Raw genomic sequence first — 16,945 nt, 5'->3', positions numbered from 1 at the left:
AGGCCAGACGGTGGTTGTCTGAGTGGGATGACTACCGTCGCAAATACTGCTCGAACCAGTCGCCCGCCAGTCTGGCGACTTCTTCGAGGGTTCCTGCTTCTTCAAAAAGATGCGTCGCGCCCGCCACCACTTCCAGACGCTGCTCGCACTGCAGGGCGCGACTGCTTTGCACATTGAGTTTGAGCACCACCGGATCCAGCTCACCGACAATCTGCAAGGTCGGCGCCTTCACGCGAGGCAGCGCCGCACCCGCAAGATCGGTCCGCCCTCCTCGGCTCACCACCGCATGCACCACGTCCGACCGCTCGGCCGCGGCCAATAACGCCGCCGCAGCACCGGTGCTTGCGCCGAACAATCCGATCGGTAGCGGTTGCAGTTCGGCGTCCCGAGCAATCCAGTCGATCACCTTCACCAGTCGGTTGGACAGCAGCGCAATATTGAAACGCAATTCCCGGGTCTGGTTGTCCAGGTACTGCTCCGGCTCCGTGAGCAGATCGAACAGCAATGTCCCCAGCCCCCGCTCAGCCAGAGACCGTGCAACTTGTTGATTACGCGGGCTTGAACGACCGCTCCCGCTGCCATGAACGAACACCACCAGGCCGCCAGCGTTCATTGGCAGACGCAGGTCAGCGGACAGTTCCACGCTTCCCAGGTCCAGCTTTCGATAGCGAAGCTCAAACATTGGAGTTCTCCTGACCGGAAACACGCGTACCGGATGCTCTGCGCCAGCCCGTTGCAAAAGATCGGGCTCAATGATGACCCGAACCTAGACCGCCAGAACGCTGCAGGGCACCTGATACAGAAATGGCATGACTCAAATACGACGAATCGCTTATACAGGGCGATCGGGATATTTCGCCTTGTTATCGGGTAAACCCTCATGCTCCTGACGGGTGTGCTGATGGTCACAGCAGCTGCTATGTTCACCACGTTCACCGTGTTCATGTCCGCCATGCCCATGCCCACGATGCATGAAAAAATGCATCAATGGACAGGCCAGTAATAGCAGGAATGGCAAATACGGAATGACGTGGGCCCTGTGCTCGGTGAACAGGAAATAACCAACGATGGCAAGGAAGCCTAAAAAGTACCAGTTGGTGCCCCTTGCGCGGTGCTGGGGCAAATTATGTTGATTCATGACGGCACTCCTTGGAGGTCGGATTAAGTGTCAAGGCAGTTTCTTCCTTTCCAGTTGGCGACGAGCCTCGGCCATGTCCTTATCGAATTGGCGGACTCCGCGAAAAAGTTGCACCCCGACCAAGACCGGGCACACTAGAAAAATCGCGGCGATGGCCAACGATTTGCCAGTCAGCCCCAACAGGTAAACCACCGTTGCGATACCCACAACACTCACCAGGAGGCAGATAATCAGAACTTCGCGCTTCATGATTTGGCCTCCTGACTTAAGCCAATACGGGCACGTTTGAGCAGCGCGGAGTTGGCGATTACCGACAAGGAGCTGAGTGCCATAGCGGCGGCGGCAATGATGGGATTCAGCAGACCGAACGCCGCAATTGGAATGCCGATACTGTTGTAGATGAATGCCCAGAACAGGTTCTGTTTAATCTTGACCATGGTTGCGCGTGACAGCTTGATCGCGGTGACTACGTCGCGTACATCGTTCTTGAGCAGGATGATGCCGCCGGTTTCCTTGGCGACATCGGAACCCGAGCCGATGGCGATGCCGATGTCCGCGGTGGCCAGGGCAGGCGCATCGTTGACACCATCACCCACCATTGCCACGACCTGCCCTTCGTTTTGCAATTGACGGATCACTGCGACCTTGTCGTTCGGCAAGACCTCGGCAATCACGCGCTCGATACCCACCTGGCGTGCAACCGCTTCGGCAGTACGGTGGTTGTCACCGCTCAGCAGCACAATCTTGATGCCGCTTGCCTGCAACGCCGCAACGGCTTCAGCCGCCTCAGGTTTAATGGTATCGGCCACAGCAATCACACCGACCAAACGGTCGTCGACTCCGACCAGCATGGCGGTCTTGCCATCGGCTTCCAGACGGATGAGGTGCTCCTCGGCAGCCTCGGTCGAAATGCCTTGGCGGGCGAATAAACGCCGGTTGCCCAGCCAGAGGGTGCGATTGTCGATTCTGCCTTCGATGCCGTGACCGGCGATCCCATTGATGTCGCTCGCTTTCGGCAGGCTGATATCGCGATGCCGAGCGGCGCGCACTATCGCTGCACCAAGCGGGTGTTCTGAACCGGACTCCACGGCGGCGGCGAGCATCAAAACCTCGTGTTCCGACGCTGTGCCTAGCGAAATCACATCGGTGACGTTGGGTTCTCCCCGGGTAATCGTGCCGGTTTTGTCGAACACCACCGTACTGAGTTTTTCTGCTCGCTCCAGCACTTCGCCGCCGCGAATCAGGATGCCGTTATCGGCCCCCTTGCCAACACCAACCATTAACGCGGCGGGCGTCGCCACGCCCAGGGCGCACGGGCAGGAAATGATCAGCACCGCGATAAAGGCCAACAGCCCTTGCGGAAAACTCCCCGCAACAGACCAGCCGATCAGGGCCAGTATCGCGACCGTCACCACCGCAGGCACAAAGTAGCCCGTGACTTGATCGGCCAACCGCTGGATCTGTGCCGTGCTGGTCTGTGCCTCCTCAACCATCCTGATGATCTGCGCCAGTGCGGTATCGGCACCGATCCTGCTCGCCTTGAAAGTGAGCACCCCACTGCCATTGAGCGTCCCTCCGATCACCGGACTGCCCGGGTGTTTGTCGACCGGCATCGACTCGCCGGTCAGCATGGACTCATCCACCGTTGACTGACCTTCACTGACATCACCATCGGTGGGGATTTTCTCGCCAGGCTTGACCACCAGAAACTCGCCGGCCATGACGTTTTCAGCGGGCAAGTCGACCTCTTGCCCGTCACGAATCACATGCGCGATCGCAGGCTTGAGATCGAGTAAGCGCCGTACCGCCGCAGAGGATTTTCTCTTGATGATCTCCTCCATGTACCTGCCAAGCAGTACGAAGGCGATGATCACCGCCGACACCTCGAAATAGACGTCGCGCTCGGCGACCTTGACGGGCAGGACGTCCGGGAAGAACAACACCGCGACACTATAGAAATAGGCGACCGACGTGCCGAGGGCGATCAGAAAATCCATGTTGATGCTACGGGTGCGAATGGCGTTCCACGCCCCCTTATAGAAACTCCAGCCACCGATGAACTGCACCGGTGTTACCAGCAGGAATAGCCAGATACCCCACGTGAACCAAGGGAGTGCCGGGATCGGCACCCACGTCAGCAATGTGGCACCCGCGGCCAGCGCGATGAAGGCGCCCGCACGCAGCAGCGCCAAGGCCAGTACTCCGGTCAGGGCAATAGTCACGCGGGTTTTCATCGCCTTCAGTTCATTTTCTGGCGACTCGAAGATGCGCAGGCAGCTATCGCTGCAAAAGTAATAGGTGCGCCCGCCACGTTCTCGTGACAACGCCATGGTCGTATCAACCATCATCCCGCAGATCGGATCCTTCGCCATTTTCCCTGATGCAAGCGCCTGCTGGTGCTGGCTGTGCTGCATGTGTGATTCGCTCATCGCGGCCTCCTACTCGAAGCGGCTATCAAGGCCTGCCATGGAGCTTGGCGGACAGCCACGCAAACAAGGTACCGACCACCGCGCCCCATACACTCAAGACCAGCAGTGGTCCGACGAAAGTCGTCACACTGTAGTCTTGCGGAGCTTGAAGACGACCGAAGTCGAGTCCATGAAACAAGGCGTTGAGAAAGGCAATACCCTGCGCCGGCCATAGCGCATAGAGCAACGCACAGATAGTGTAGGAAATGGCCATGGTCAAGGCCAGAGAAATGCCGGTTTTCCAGGGAGCGTTCATGGTTGTTTTCCTGAGCTTGGAGGGACACCAGTAGGCGTGTTGGGGCTATGAGGGGTTGACCAGGGCAGGAAAGCCGGAGTTTGTTCACAGTAAGTTCGGTAGGCATCACCGAAGTGCACAAGCATCTCCCGCTCTTCGCGCTTCGCCAGCCTGGCGTAGACCAACAGCAGAATTGGAAACATTGTCAGGGTGATCAATGTCGGCCATTGCAGCAAAAAGCCAAACATGATCAGCACGAAGCCGACGTACTGCGGGTGACGGATCCGGGCATAGGGTCCGTCGAGTGCCAGTTGGCCAGTGCTTTGGGCCTTGTAGAGCACACGCCAGGCGGCCGCTAATAACCAGAAGCCGCCGGCGATCAGCAGGTTGCTGACAATGTGGAATGGACCCCAGTGTGGATTGACCTCCCACCCCATCACTGTTTCGAGCAAATGCCCAGCGTCGTGCGAGAGGAAGTCGATGCCAGGGAAGTAACGAGTGAGCCAAGGCATCAACAGGTAGATCGTCAGCGGGAAACCGTACATCTCGGTAAACAGCGCCACCAGGAATGCCGAGAACATACCGAATGAGCGCCAGTCGCGGCTCGTCCTGGGCCGGGTGAAACTGAAGGCAAACAAGATAAACACCAATGAATTAATGATAACCAGTGACCAGAGGCCGTAGGCCGATTCAGTATGGTTCATGGTGAGTGCTCCTTAACAACACACACATCGGACGGGTGCGGTCTGCAGTCACCAGAACCAGGTAATTTGCAGCAGCGCTACCGCACATTTATTGTTTCATTGGCATTTCCATCATGGACGACTGCTGCTCCATCATTTGCATCATCATGCCCATCATCCCTTTGCCTGCGCCGTCCTTGGCACCAGGCATACCCATACAACCCATTGCACTCTGCTCGTTGCTCATCATGGCCATGCTGTCCTTCATCGCTTTCATGCCTTCTTGCAAGGCGGCGTGGCGCTCGGCGGGAGTTTTAGCCGCTGCCGCTTTGTCATGTGCAGCCTGCATTTTCTCCATTTGCTCGGTCATGGCTTTAGTCACGGCCGTCGACATTGGAGCAGTGCTCTCAGTTGCGTCGCCTGGTGCGTCAGCTGGATGATGCGCATCCTCGGCAGAGGCCATGAGTGCAACGCTGGCCAAGACGGCAGCCAGAACGAATTTAGAATGCTTATGCATGATGTACTCCTGAGGTTGTGAGTGGATAAGCAGGAATAACTGAAACACGAAAAAGCGGCGCAGCAGGAAGGAGCAACCAGTGCTCTGCCACGCTGAGGTAGGGGTTAATCGTTGAGACGGACGAAAATCAGGCGGGCTGGGCCTTCTGGCGGTGCGGGGCGCGTCAGCGCAAGAGCGGCAAAGGAGGATTTTTCCTTGGGATTAAGCACCATTAATACTGCCGCAGTTAACAGCAAAAGGGCGGCCCACTGGATGGGGTTCAATGCGGGTGTCTGCAATGCAGGTTTTATCGCCGTGGCAGTGTCCTCACAGTTTTGAAGGCAACCACTGGTATGGAGAGCATGCCCATCCACCACGTACTGCTCGGCATGGTGTGGCGCGGCTAAATTGTGATTCGGCTGCACCAAACAACCCTGGATTGCCATCACGGCCACAGCTAACACCCATACCACGAGGGTGAGGTGCAATAGGCTTCGGCGGTGACGGCGGAACCAGTACATGAAGCACAACCTCGACTTATTACGTCGGATTAATTTTCAGTGTAGCTAGCAAAGCAATGAAGATGTTGATCAAAGTCAAACCAATGGATGGAAGAAACTGCCACCGGCTAAGCCAGCAAAGTAGATGCTTGCTGGCTTTTTTTGATCGAGGAGTGCGTTCTACGTTAACTCAGGACGTACTCCTAAGCCTTGCCTTTTAGCCTATCGCTTGCGGCTGATGGTAGAGCTGATGGTTTTGCCCTGGGGAATCAAGCACCGTCTGCGTGCAAGCCTCGCGATACTGGAGGTCTGGGTGATATGCCAACCGGTAGATGCCCAGACAATGCAGCTTCGCGTATGGCCGGCAAGTCATGAGGCGCATCAATCCGAGCCTTGAGCAGCCTGACGAATGACTCGGCTTCACCAAGGCTATTGAAACCCGCCTCCCAAGCGTCCATATGCACCGACCAACGATTCCTTGAATGCTGTTTATGTATTTCAATGATCATCACAAGTCCTCTGTTCGCCCCCATTCGGGGTATGGGAAAACGGCCTCCCTGCTAACAGATTGCAGATGTCTTACTGTGTATGGCGATTTCTTCTGCCCCCCAAATAAAAGCGGCGCATTACGTTTCATGAATCAATACAGACTGCGCCGGATAACAGTCGAAAGGTTGATCATGGTCAAGAATCCGGGCTTTTGGCGCCCATTGACGTGACCACACGTCGGACACCAGTACCGTGTTCCCCCTGGTCATTTCCACGGCTGTAAGGAGGTTGAGTCCCCAGCCAATCGTTGGCAAACCACCTGCAACGCCATTCCAAACTACAGGCAATCGCGCAGACGATCGCAATAAAAAACCCGGCTTGCCGACAGTAGCGTCTCGAAGATCGCTATCACCGGCAGTCCGGGCTCCTAAAGCAAAATGCCGCTTAAATGTTTCGTATCAACAGCACTTCGGTCCCGCCTTGCTGCCGTAACGAGCCTCCTGACGTTCGCGAAAGAACACCTCATAGCTCATCACCGGTTTGTCCGGGTGTTTGGTTTGCATATGCTCAACGTAAGTGTCGTAGTCAGGCATGCCAACCATCAAGCGTGCAGCCTGACCGAGGTATTTACCAAGGCGACTCAGGTCATTGAACATGGGCACCCTCCTCCATCAAGCATCCGGCAGAGCCTGGAATGGCGCTTCTTTATCCGTACGTTCTTTCGTGCCCCAGGCGGCGATACCGACCTTGAGTGCAAAAAACAGGATGCTGAACACCACGAGCAAAAACAGCGCCGTCAGCGTTGCGTTGGTGTAGGCGTTGTAGATCACATGCTGCATCTGCTCGATGCTCTTGGCCGGCGCCAGGACCTGACCGTTGGCCAACGCATCGCTGTATTTCTTCGCCAGCGCCAGGAAACCGATCGCCGGGTTGGCGTCGAACAGTTTGATGAAGCCTGCGGTGGTGGTGCAGATCAGCAGCCAGACCGCTGGCAGCATGGTCACCCAGACGTAGCGTTGGCGTTTCATTTTGATCAGCACAACGGTCGCCAGCATCAGCGCGATGCCGGCCAGCATCTGGTTGGAGATACCGAACAGCGGCCACAAGGTGTTGATGCCACCTAGCGGGTCGATCACGCCTTGGTACAGCAGGTAACCCCACATCGCCACGCAACCGGCGGTCGCGATCAGGTTGGCGGTCCAGGATTCGGTGCGTTTGAGCGCCGGCACGAAGGAGCCGAGCAAGTCCTGCAGCATGAAACGCCCGGCACGGGTACCGGCATCCACCGCAGTCAGGATGAACAGCGCTTCGAACAGGATCGCGAAGTGGTACCAGAACGCCATGGTGTTTTCACCCGGCAGAAGTTGATGCAGGATCTGCGCGATACCGACCGCCAGGGTCGGTGCACCGCCGGCACGGGCCAGGATGGTGGTTTCACCGATGTCCTTGGCCACCGTTTGCAGGGCTTCCGGGGTAATTGCAAACCCCCAACTGCTGACCGTTTGAGCCACCGAAACAGTATCGGAGCCTACAAGGGCTGCGGGGCTGTTCATGGCGAAGTACACGCCTGGCTCGATCACCGACGCAGCCACCATCGCCATGATGGCGACGAAGGACTCCATCAGCATGCCGCCGTAACCGATGTAACGGGCATGGCCTTCATTGGCAAGCAACTTCGGCGTGGTGCCGGAAGCAATCAATGCGTGGAAACCGGACACCGCGCCACAGGCAATGGTGATGAACAGGAACGGGAACAACCCACCTTTCCATACCGGCCCGGTGCCGTCGATGAACTGGGTCAATGCCGGCATCTTCAGGTCGGGCATGGTGATCAGGATGCCGATCGCCAGCGCAACGATGGTGCCGATTTTGAGGAAGGTGGACAGGTAATCACGCGGCGCCAGAATCAGCCATACCGGCAACACTGCGGCGACGAAACCGTAACCGATCAGCATCCAGGTGATCTGGATTCCGGTGAAGGTAAAGGCTTTGGCCCACACTGGGTCAGCGGCAATCTGCCCGCCCAGCCAGATAGAACCCAGCAGCAACGCCACGCCGATCACCGAGATTTCACCGATGCGGCCCGGGCGGATGTAGCGCATGTAGATGCCCATGAACATCGCGATCGGGATGGTCGCCATCACGGTAAAGATGCCCCACGGGCTTTCGGCCAGGGCCTTGACCACGATCAGCGCCAGCACCGCGAGGATGATGATCATGATCAGGAAGCAGCCGAACAGCGCGATGGTCCCGGGAATCCGGCCCATTTCTTCACGAACCATGTCGCCCAGGGAGCGGCCGTTGCGGCGGGTGGACAGGAACAGGACCATGAAGTCCTGAACCGCACCGGCCAGCACCACGCCGGCAATCAGCCACAGCGTACCGGGCAGGTAGCCCATCTGCGCCGCCAACACCGGACCGACCAGCGGCCCCGCGCCAGCGATGGCCGCAAAGTGGTGACCGAAAAGCACGTGTTTGTTGGTCGGCACGTAGTCCAGACCATCATTATTGAGTACGGCGGGAGTGGCTCGATTGGGATCGAGTTGCATCACCTTGGTGGCGATGAACAGGCTGTAATAGCGGTATGCGACCAGATAAATTGCGACTGCTGCGACTACGATCCAGAGGGCGTTAATGGCTTCGCCGCGGCGCAGGGCCACGACACTTAGCGCAAACGCTCCCAGGACAGCCACGGCAAACCAGGCGAGGTGTTTAGCCAGACGGGGCATAGCGTGTCTCCTGCCGACAGCCAGTGGCTGCGGCGGTAATTATTATAATTGTGTCCGCATTGCGGAGCGGGCCCAATATCCGCCCATGCTGTCGACAAATAAATCCGCGTTACTACGTACGTGGCATCTACGTAGTTCTACGTAGATGCCGCCGATGCAAAACCCGTGGGAGCGGGCTTGCCCGCGATAGCGGTCTGTCAGTCAACGATGATGTTGAATGTACCGGCCTCTTCGCGGGCAAGCCCGCTCCCACGGGGTTTGCATACTCCTGACTGACATCACCGCCGCAGGTCATTCTGTCCAGCACTGCTACTGGAGGCGCGCATCTTTGGCATATGATGCCGGGCCATCGCCTTCCCTCGGTCTGGCCAGGAGTAGAGATGCAGCTCAAACACAAAATCGTCGCGCTCGGGATTCTTCCGCTGGTGTTGGCGATCGCGGTCATCTGCGCGCTGGTGATTTCCCTGAACCGTCAACTGGGTGATCAACAGGCGCAACTGATCGAAGACAGCATTCTGGCCAGTAAGCGCGCAGAACTGAAAAACTACGTCGAAATGGCGCAGAGCCTGATCGCGCCGCTATACGACAACGGCCGGGGGGACGCGCGTGCTCAGCAACAAGTGCTCGAAGAACTGCGCAAGCTCAGCTTTGGCATCAACGGCTACTTCTTCGTCTACGACCGCGAGGGTCGCAGCCTGATGCACGCGCGCCAGTCAGAACTGGTGGGCAAATACCTGTGGGACATGACGGATCCTCACGGTTTACCAGTGATCCAGGCGCTGCTCAAAAGTGCGCAATCCGGCGAAGGCTTTCAACGTTACGCCTGGAACAAACCCTCTTCCGGCCAAGTGACCGACAAGCTTGCCTACGTGGTGATGCTGGACCGTTGGGGCTGGATGCTCGGCACTGGCATCTACCTTGAAGACGTCGAACGCGCCACCCAACAAGCGCGTGCTGAGGTGGCTCAGGGTATCCGCAAAACCATGCTGGCGATCGCCGCGGTGGCCCTTGTGGCAGTGCTGTTTGTCTTCGCCAGCGGCATGACGCTGAATGTCAGTGAACATCGCCTGGCCGACAAAAAACTCCAGCGCCTGACCCAACGCATCGTCAGCCTGCAGGAGGAAGAGCGATCCCGGGTTTCCCGAGAGCTGCACGACGGCATCAGCCAGCTACTGGTCTCTATCAAGTTTCAGTTCGAACTGGCCAGCCATGTGTTGGAGAACGGGCAAGACAAGGGTTTGAGCATTTTAAGAGACGCCACGGAACGACTGGGGGATGCGATCGGCGAGGTTCGCAGCCTCTCCCACGACCTGCGCTCGTCGCTGCTCGACACCCTCGGCCTGCCGGCGGCGATCGGTCAACTCGCCGCCGAGTTCGAGCAACGCAGCGGTCTTGTCGTGACCTTCAACGATAACGAATTCGATTGTCACCTGGCCGATGGCGCCGCCGCCTCGCTGTTTCGCATTGTGCAAGAAGGCCTGACCAATATCGAACGCCACGCACAAGCGAAAAACGTCATCATTACCCTGCACGGTTCTGAAAAATCCGTACGCTTGACGGTGGTCGATGACGGTATCGGTTTCAACGTCGCCCAGGTCGAACGTCGTCACGCCGGCATTGGCCTGCGTAATATCCGTGAGCGTGTCGAACATTTTGGCGGTCGATTCGACCTGACATCGATGCCGGGAAGAAGTGAGCTGGACGTGCTGCTGCCGATGAAACTGCCCGGTACGGAACGCTGACTCACCCCCATAACAATTAGAGTGAATGCCTGCGATGAACCTGCCCTACCCGATCCGCGTCGCCCTGGTCGACGATCACTCCCTGGTCCGCGACGGAATCAAATCGCTGCTGGCGGTCATGGCGCAGCTGGAAGTGGTGGGAGAAGCCGAGAATGGCGCCGATGCCATTGAGATGGTCGGGCGTTGCCAGCCGGATCTGTTGTTGGTCGATATCAGCCTGAAGGACATCAACGGCCTCGAACTGACCCGGTTGTTACGCAGCCAGTACCCATCGCTCAAAGTGCTGGTGCTGAGCATGTACGACAACTATGAATACGTGAGTGAATCCGTTCGTTCGGGTGCCAGCGGCTATGTGCTGAAGAACGCGCCTTCACGGGAAATCATTGCGGCGATCGAAGCCATTGTCAGTGGCGGGACGTTCTACAGTGCCGAAATCGCGCAGCGGCTCATTGCCGATAAAAGTACCGACAATGAGCTGACTCCGCGCGAAAGCCAGGTGCTGTACAAGATGGCTCAGGGGCTGAACAACAAGGAAATGGCTCGCGAACTGGACATCAGTGTCCGGACGGTAGAAACCCATCGCCTGAGCATCCGTCGCAAGCTCAACATCGACAAACCCGCCGCCCTCGTAAAGTACGCGATCGATCACGGAATCATTTCCCGTTAGAGGCGATTCACACCGCACTCGTATTAACGACGCGTGCCGTGCGAATAAACAACGCGCGCACCTTGTCCCAGAAATTCCCGCCAAGCACGAAAAAGCTGCCGATCAACATGGCATCGCCCAGCGCCTGGAGCTGCCAGATATTCGGTCTCAGCCCCGGCCAAAGAGTGTCTATGTAAGGTTCGAGAAATCCCGAGATCAGCGGCAGGCAAAACATCACGAGACCAATGCGATGGCGAGCCGGGCCCACTTCCACGTCTGCCGGTGCAAGCGAGGAGACGTAACCAAACATACTGCGCTTGAGTTGCTGAAAGCCGGATTTGCCCATGATGGCAATGGCGAGAATCAACAGAATCTTGTTACTGATAAACAAAACGCCTGTCAGTGCCGCGACCTTTGAACCTGACACACCCGCTGTGGCAGCGAGAGGCACCATCAGCCACGATCCCAGCATCAAACAGATAATCGCGATGCCCAGTTTGAAGCGCCAACCAGCGGAACTAGGTGCATTGTCATCCTGAGGGTTGCTCATGGTCTTCTTAACCTTTTTTTGGCCTGGATTAATAGATCTTCAGAAGCGTAGCAGTTGGTCGATCCCATGATCATTCAACATGACCTTGTATTTGTCCAAGCTGTACTAACCTAAGCGAACCGGTAACCAACGCCATTTCAATATCAGGTATGTTCGGATGACGTTTTCCCAAGATCTACTATCAGTGCACCGATGCTGACGCGCTCGGGTCGGCTGCTTCTGCTGGTCGTCCTTGGCCTTGGCGGTTGTGTCCGTCTGGGGCCGGATTTTCAGGCCCCCGGCGAAGCCTGGACAAAACTCTGGAGCAGCCCTGCGCTAGAGCAGGCTAGCCAACGAAGCCTGAATCCCGACGTTCGCCAGTGGTGGCAAGTGTTCGCCGACCCGGTCCTCGACGGCCTGATCGCCGAATCGGATGCGCACAATTCAGACCTGAAAATTGCCGGCCTTCGCGTCATGGAAGCCCGTGCCCGGTTGGGTATTGCGCAAAGCGGGCGCTATCCGCAACTGCAACAGGCCAGCGCTGACAGCCTGTACTTCAACCGCAAGCAGTCCGGCGGCAACAACCCGCAAGACAGCCATTTCTGGCAACACAGCGCAGGCTTTGACGTCGGTTGGGAACTGGACTTCTGGGGGCGTTTCAGTCGGGCCATCGAATCATCCGATGCCAGTTACTTCGCGGCTCAAGCCAACTATGAAGACGCACTTGTATTGCTACATGCCCAGGTGGCCGACACTTACTTTTCGTTGCGCACTACCGAAGCGCGTTTACGCGTCGCCCGTGAAAACGCCGAGCAGCAAAAGCGCAACTTTGAAATCACCGAAAAACTGTTCAACAGTGGCCAGAGTGCCGAACTCGACTTGCAACAAGCCAAGACCCAATATCTGGGCACCTTGAGCAGCATTCCGGATTTTGAGGCGCAAGTACTGCGCACCCGTAACGCGTTGGCTGTGCTGATCGGACAGCCACCCAGCGCCCTGCCCCAATTGCTCACAAACGAGGGACTGATTCCGCTGGTGGACCAAGCCGTGCTGCAAGACGTGCCGGCCAGCCTGTTGTTGCGTCGACCGGACGTGCGCGCCGCCGAGCTCAATGTCGCGGCCCAGTCGGCATTGATCGGTGTGGCGGAAACCGACTTCTATCCGTCGCTGACCTTGCTGGGCAGCATCGTCTGGACCACCGACACGTTGAGCGGCACCTCCAACAGCCTGGACCTGATCGGCGGCCCCAGTTTGCGCTGGAACCTGTTCGACCATGGCCAGATCAGCAACAACGTGCGTGTACAGGATGCGCGGTTGCAGCAGTTGATTGAGGTTTATCGCGACAAAGTCCGCCAGGCCGCACGGGAGGCCGATGATGCCGCCAGCAGTCTGATCAAATCACTGGAACGCGAGCGCATCCTGGGTGAAGCGCAGGTCGCCGCCGCGCGCTCGTTGAACCTGGCCAGCACCCAATACCGGGAGGGTTACTCGGACTTCCAGCGCGTGCTGGACGCTCAACGCGCATTGCTCGAACAGCAAGACAATTACCTGCTCAGCCGCAGTAACGCGGTGAGCAACCTGATCGCCCTGTACAAAGCCGTTGGCGGTGGATGGTACAGCGCCCAGCCGACAGTCGATCAAGACACTCGCCGGCAAATGGAACAACGCACCGATTGGGGCAACCTGCTGAATGAGCCGGTCCCCTCGCAAGCCTCTTATCCCGTGCCAGAAGGTCAAAGCCGATGACTGAACCGTCGCCGCCCGTCACTGAGGCGCCCTCCCCCAAGGCTCCCGAGCCTGCCGCCGATCCTGCAAAAAAAGGCATCAAATGGGTGATGCTGCTGATCGTATTGAGCCTGGCCTGGTACTTGTTGGCTGACCGTTTCACGCCGTATACGCAACAGGCTCGGGTGGGCGCCTTTGTCATTCCGGTGGCATCCGAAGTGGCAGGTCGGGTGACCCGTGTGAATGTGCGCAACAATCAGGATGTCAAGGCGGGCGATGTGCTGTTTGAGGTGGATCAGCAGCCCTATCAGATAGCCGTCGACCGTGCACGCGCAGACCTTGAATCGACACGCCGACAGATCGGTGCCAGCACCGCCGGCATTGCTTCGGCGCAAGCCAATTTGCGCGCCGCCCAGGCCAATGAACTCAAGGCGCGGCAGGACAATCAGCGGCTTGAAGGTTTGTACCGCGAAGATCCCGGCACCATTTCCGTGCGCCTGCTGGAAGTCTCTCGGGCCAACCGTGAACAGGCCGTCAGTCAGGTCGCCGCAGCCCATGCCGAAGTCCAGCGGGCACGGGAACAGGAAGGCGGCAGCGAGGAAGACAACGCGCTGTTGCGTAGCGCCGCCACGGCGTTGTCAAAAGCCGAACTGGACGTGTCCAACACGCAGATACGCGCACGGTCGGCGGGACTGATCACCGATCTGCGCACCGATGTCGGACAGTTCGCCACTGCCGGCAGCCCGGTCATGACCCTGATTGCCATCCACGATGTGTGGATCAGCGCGGACATGACCGAAAACAACCTCGGCCTGGTCGAGGTCGGCACACCTGTTTCGATCGTTCTGGATGCCCTGCCGGGGAAGATTTTCGAAGGCCGTGTGCGCAGTGTCGGTTACGGTGTCAGCGTCGGCCAGCCACCTGCGCCCGGCAGCCTCCCCAGTGTGCAGAACAGCCGTGACTGGCTGCGTCCGGCCCAGCGTTTTCCGGTGATTATCGAGTTTTCCGAGGACTCAATGAAAACACTGTTCGACAGTCGCGCCATCCGTGCCGGTGGGCAGGCTGAAGTCATGGCGTTCCCTACCGAAGACAATCCGCTGAATCTGCTCGGCCGTTTGTTTGTGGGGTTGATGAGCTGGCTGAGCTATGCCTATTAAGGGCGCGCCTACTCAGCGCACGCCTCGCGTTCAACGGGCGTTGCGTCTGGCCACAGGCACGGCGTTATGCCTGGCCATCAGCTTCGGTCTGGCGCTGCCGATCCCTTTTATTTCGCCAGTGCTCGCCGTATTGCTGTTGGCCTCGCTCAATCGGCCTTTGCCGTTCAAGGCCGCACTGGTGCTTGCGGTGGCCGCGATGCTGACCACCGGCATCGGCCTGTTGCTGATCCCTGTCCTGCGCTATTACCCCTTCTGCGGTGTGCTGCTGATTGGAGTCAGTCTGTTCCTGGCGTTTGGCTTTGGTCTGCGCGGCGGCAACACCTTGATCATGACCTTCCTGATCATTGGCCTGACCATGATCTCCTCAGCCGGCGTCGCCGAGTTCGATCTGGCAATGATGGTCATTGGCGCCTTGGTCAAGGGCCTGATCCTTGCCGTCATCGTTGTGGCGTTCAGTCACTGGTTGTTTCCTGAACCCGCCGATGCACCCTCTCCACCCGCCGCCAGCGCTCTGCCGGCGCAAGAGGTGGATCGGGTTGCACTGCGTGCAACCCTGATTGTTGTACCGGCGTTCCTGTTGGCGCTGATCGATCCGGCGAGCTATCTGCCGATCATTTTGAAAGCGGTCAGTCTTGGCCAGCAGAGTTCGACGACAACGGCGCGCAATGCGGCTCATGAACTGCTCGGCTCAACCTTCATGGGGGGGCTGTTGGCTATTATGTTCTGGTGCGCGCTCAGCCTGTTTGTGCACCTGTGGATGTTCTTTTTGTGGATGCTCCTGTTCGGCTTGCTATTGGCGCGCAAGCTTTATGCCCTGAGCCCGACCCGACAAACCCCGGGGTTCTGGCTCAACACCCTGGTCACGTTGATCATCCTGCTGGGTCAGTCAGTTCAGGACAGCCTAGCCGGGAAAGACGTCTATACCGCCTTCGCCGTGCGCATGGGATTGTTTATCGCCCTCACGCTCTATGCTTGCCTGATGGTTTATCTACTCGATCAGCGGCAGCGTACGATCACTGACACTCACGGGGTTACCTGATAACCCCGCCGTTGCAGGCAACCGTGATAGTCCTGTTTCACGTCCTCGACCGGCTCATAAAACTCGTCATGTTGACGTCCTCGTACTTCCGCACCCATCGCCCCGGCAGTAGCATCCACCGCAGCACCCTCCGAGGGTGGCGGGTTTGAGGTGCTCTGGCTGGCCGTGACGTTGCTGCAATCGTTGATGTCCAGCTGGACTTGTTGCGAGTTCTGCCCGTTCAAGGGCACGACCGTTTCGGCTTGCACCTGCGTATAGACCATCGACATTAGGACACACAGGCTGAAAGACGATAACCGACTCATGATGACCTCCGACAAGGCTCACTGTGTTTGCGGGCGAGCGTTTGGCTGGGAAGTTCCTGGAACAACGCTCGATAACTGCTGGAAAACCGCCCCAAATGCCAGAACGACCAATCCATCGCCACTTGCGCGACCGTCGTTTCCCCAGGCGTTCGCCTGAGCAATTCGCGCCGCGCGCTGTTGAGTCGACGCAAGCGCAACCAATGCGTGGGTGTCATTCCGGTATACGCCTTGAACGCATGCTGCAACTGACGCAGCGAAACCCCCGCCACCTGGGACAGCTCCAGCAAATTGAGGGTTTCTTCCGGTGTATCGGCGGCCCATTCGGCGACGCGTTTCATGATCGTTCGCTCGTCTGCCCGACGCTGCAAACCTGCGCGATCAAGGCACACACAGGCGTTATCGAGGATGTACAAACAGTCCTCTAATAGTTGCTGGGTCAACGCGTCCTTGCTCGGCGGATCCAGCGTCTGCGTCAACCGCGTCAACGTCCCGCTCAACCAGCGGCTGAACAGCGCGTTCTGGCCTGAGTTGAGCGGCGACATGAACAAGCCTTCGAGTCGCGCCACGTCCAGGCCATGCCGCTGAACGAATTGCGGACCGAACACCACAGCAATTTCCTGGTAGTTCTCCGGGGTGATCCAGATGTTGCGGCTTTCACCGTTCAACACGTACAGCGAGTTGTCGCTGCGATCGAAACAGAACGCCAGCGTGCCATCGGGGGCGCTGAAATTCTGCTCGACGCGGGTGTTCATCTGTTCCTCGTAAATCTCTACGCCTTGCAAGTCCAGATAGCGCACCCGCCCGGCGAAATGCCCCGGAGACATCTGCTGATAGTGCTGCACCCAACCCGGTGTGGCGCGGATTTGCTCGGCCACGTCGGCGGTGTTGAACGCTTGAACCTGTAACGGATTGCACGCTGTCATGGGGCGCCTTACGCACTCTTTTGGTGCGCTTTGTGCTGTTTAAAGTGGATAGATGGAACGGCAAGGCTCGCCCAAGATAGTCGTCAACGCGCCACAGGGGAAGTGTTCGGTGGATGAAGCCGTTTTCCCCGGCGTCAATAA

General features: G+C 58.0%; 18 protein-coding genes. 5 read left to right on the top strand and 13 right to left on the bottom strand.

The window, feature by feature from the left end:
• Positions 1-31: 31 nt before the first annotated feature.
• The 10 genes from PSH65_RS16070 to PSH65_RS16025 all read right to left on the bottom strand — a co-directional run bounded on the left by PSH65_RS16070 (position 32) and on the right by PSH65_RS16025 (position 8,738).
• On the bottom strand, positions 32-682 hold the full coding sequence (locus PSH65_RS16070) for a dienelactone hydrolase family protein (protein ID WP_305421164.1): 651 nt from the start codon (positions 680-682) through the stop codon (positions 32-34).
• Positions 683-832: 150 nt separating this feature from the next.
• Complete coding sequence (locus PSH65_RS16065; RefSeq protein WP_305421163.1) at positions 833-1,138, bottom strand: DUF2933 domain-containing protein; 306 nt, start codon at positions 1,136-1,138, stop codon at positions 833-835.
• Positions 1,139-1,168: 30 nt separating this feature from the next.
• A complete protein-coding gene (locus PSH65_RS16060) occupies positions 1,169-1,387 on the bottom strand; it encodes a hypothetical protein (protein ID WP_305421162.1) in 219 nt (72 codons plus the stop codon).
• Positions 1,384-3,552: a heavy metal translocating P-type ATPase gene (locus PSH65_RS16055; RefSeq protein ID WP_305421160.1), complete on the bottom strand. Its 2,169-nt coding sequence runs from the start codon at positions 3,550-3,552 to the stop codon at positions 1,384-1,386. Before PSH65_RS16055 ends, PSH65_RS16060 begins: the two co-directional genes overlap by 4 nt.
• 40 nt (positions 3,553-3,592) lie before the next feature.
• On the bottom strand, positions 3,593-3,862 hold the full coding sequence (locus PSH65_RS16050) for a DUF5676 family membrane protein (RefSeq protein ID WP_205890508.1): 270 nt from the start codon (positions 3,860-3,862) through the stop codon (positions 3,593-3,595).
• Positions 3,859-4,545, bottom strand: coding sequence for an isoprenylcysteine carboxylmethyltransferase family protein (locus PSH65_RS16045; RefSeq protein WP_305421155.1), 687 nt, complete (start codon positions 4,543-4,545; stop codon positions 3,859-3,861). Before PSH65_RS16045 ends, PSH65_RS16050 begins: the two co-directional genes overlap by 4 nt.
• A gap of 88 nt (positions 4,546-4,633) precedes the next feature.
• Positions 4,634-5,041, bottom strand: a complete 408-nt coding sequence (locus PSH65_RS16040; RefSeq protein ID WP_305421153.1) for a hypothetical protein — start codon at positions 5,039-5,041, stop codon at positions 4,634-4,636.
• 104 nt (positions 5,042-5,145) lie between these two features.
• Positions 5,146-5,541: a hypothetical protein gene (locus tag PSH65_RS16035; RefSeq protein ID WP_305421151.1), complete on the bottom strand. Its 396-nt coding sequence runs from the start codon at positions 5,539-5,541 to the stop codon at positions 5,146-5,148.
• 926 nt (positions 5,542-6,467) lie between these two features.
• Positions 6,468-6,665 (bottom strand): YbdD/YjiX family protein, encoded by a 198-nt coding sequence (locus tag PSH65_RS16030; RefSeq protein WP_007900300.1) that lies wholly within the window; start codon positions 6,663-6,665, stop codon positions 6,468-6,470.
• A gap of 15 nt (positions 6,666-6,680) precedes the next feature.
• On the bottom strand, positions 6,681-8,738 hold the full coding sequence (locus PSH65_RS16025) for a carbon starvation CstA family protein (protein WP_305421145.1): 2,058 nt from the start codon (positions 8,736-8,738) through the stop codon (positions 6,681-6,683).
• Positions 8,739-9,118: 380 nt separating this feature from the next.
• On the opposite strand from PSH65_RS16025, the gene PSH65_RS16020 reads away from it, so the two are divergent.
• Both PSH65_RS16020 and PSH65_RS16015 read left to right on the top strand, forming a co-directional pair.
• Positions 9,119-10,480: a cache domain-containing protein gene (locus tag PSH65_RS16020; protein ID WP_305421143.1), complete on the top strand. Its 1,362-nt coding sequence runs from the start codon at positions 9,119-9,121 to the stop codon at positions 10,478-10,480.
• A 34-nt stretch (positions 10,481-10,514) separates the two neighbouring features.
• Positions 10,515-11,147 (top strand): response regulator transcription factor, encoded by a 633-nt coding sequence (locus PSH65_RS16015; RefSeq protein WP_305421141.1) that lies wholly within the window; start codon positions 10,515-10,517, stop codon positions 11,145-11,147.
• Between the two features lie 7 nt (positions 11,148-11,154).
• Here the strand turns inward: PSH65_RS16015 and PSH65_RS16010 are convergent, their stop codons facing one another.
• Positions 11,155-11,676, bottom strand: a complete 522-nt coding sequence (locus PSH65_RS16010) for a transporter suffix domain-containing protein (protein ID WP_305421139.1) — start codon at positions 11,674-11,676, stop codon at positions 11,155-11,157.
• A 192-nt stretch (positions 11,677-11,868) separates the two neighbouring features.
• Between PSH65_RS16010 and PSH65_RS16005 the strand changes: the two genes are divergently transcribed.
• From PSH65_RS16005 to PSH65_RS15995, 3 genes are read left to right on the top strand one after another with little or no spacing between them, the layout of a single operon-like run.
• A complete protein-coding gene (locus PSH65_RS16005) occupies positions 11,869-13,401 on the top strand; it encodes an efflux transporter outer membrane subunit (protein WP_305421137.1) in 1,533 nt (510 codons plus the stop codon).
• Positions 13,398-14,537, top strand: a complete 1,140-nt coding sequence (locus tag PSH65_RS16000; RefSeq protein ID WP_305421135.1) for an HlyD family secretion protein — start codon at positions 13,398-13,400, stop codon at positions 14,535-14,537. The genes PSH65_RS16005 and PSH65_RS16000 overlap by 4 nt, the downstream gene beginning before the upstream one ends.
• Positions 14,527-15,576 carry a DUF2955 domain-containing protein gene (locus PSH65_RS15995; RefSeq protein ID WP_305421134.1) on the top strand — a complete coding sequence of 350 codons (1,050 nt, stop codon included), beginning with the start codon at positions 14,527-14,529 and terminating at the stop codon, positions 15,574-15,576. The genes PSH65_RS16000 and PSH65_RS15995 overlap by 11 nt, the downstream gene beginning before the upstream one ends.
• Here the strand turns inward: PSH65_RS15995 and PSH65_RS15990 are convergent.
• Positions 15,561-15,881, bottom strand: coding sequence for a hypothetical protein (locus PSH65_RS15990; RefSeq protein ID WP_305421132.1), 321 nt, complete (start codon positions 15,879-15,881; stop codon positions 15,561-15,563). The two genes, PSH65_RS15995 and PSH65_RS15990, sit on opposite strands and share 16 nt — an antisense overlap.
• Positions 15,878-16,804, bottom strand: a complete 927-nt coding sequence (locus tag PSH65_RS15985; protein WP_305421130.1) for a helix-turn-helix domain-containing protein — start codon at positions 16,802-16,804, stop codon at positions 15,878-15,880. The genes PSH65_RS15990 and PSH65_RS15985 overlap by 4 nt, the downstream gene beginning before the upstream one ends.
• Positions 16,805-16,945: the final 141 nt, after the last annotated feature.

This window comes from Pseudomonas sp. FP603 (genome assembly GCF_030687415.1).
Lineage (GTDB): Bacteria > Pseudomonadota > Gammaproteobacteria > Pseudomonadales > Pseudomonadaceae > Aquipseudomonas > Aquipseudomonas wuhanensis.
Note: the sequence above shows the minus strand (reverse complement) of the source record. Positions and strands in the feature narration are given on the sequence as shown.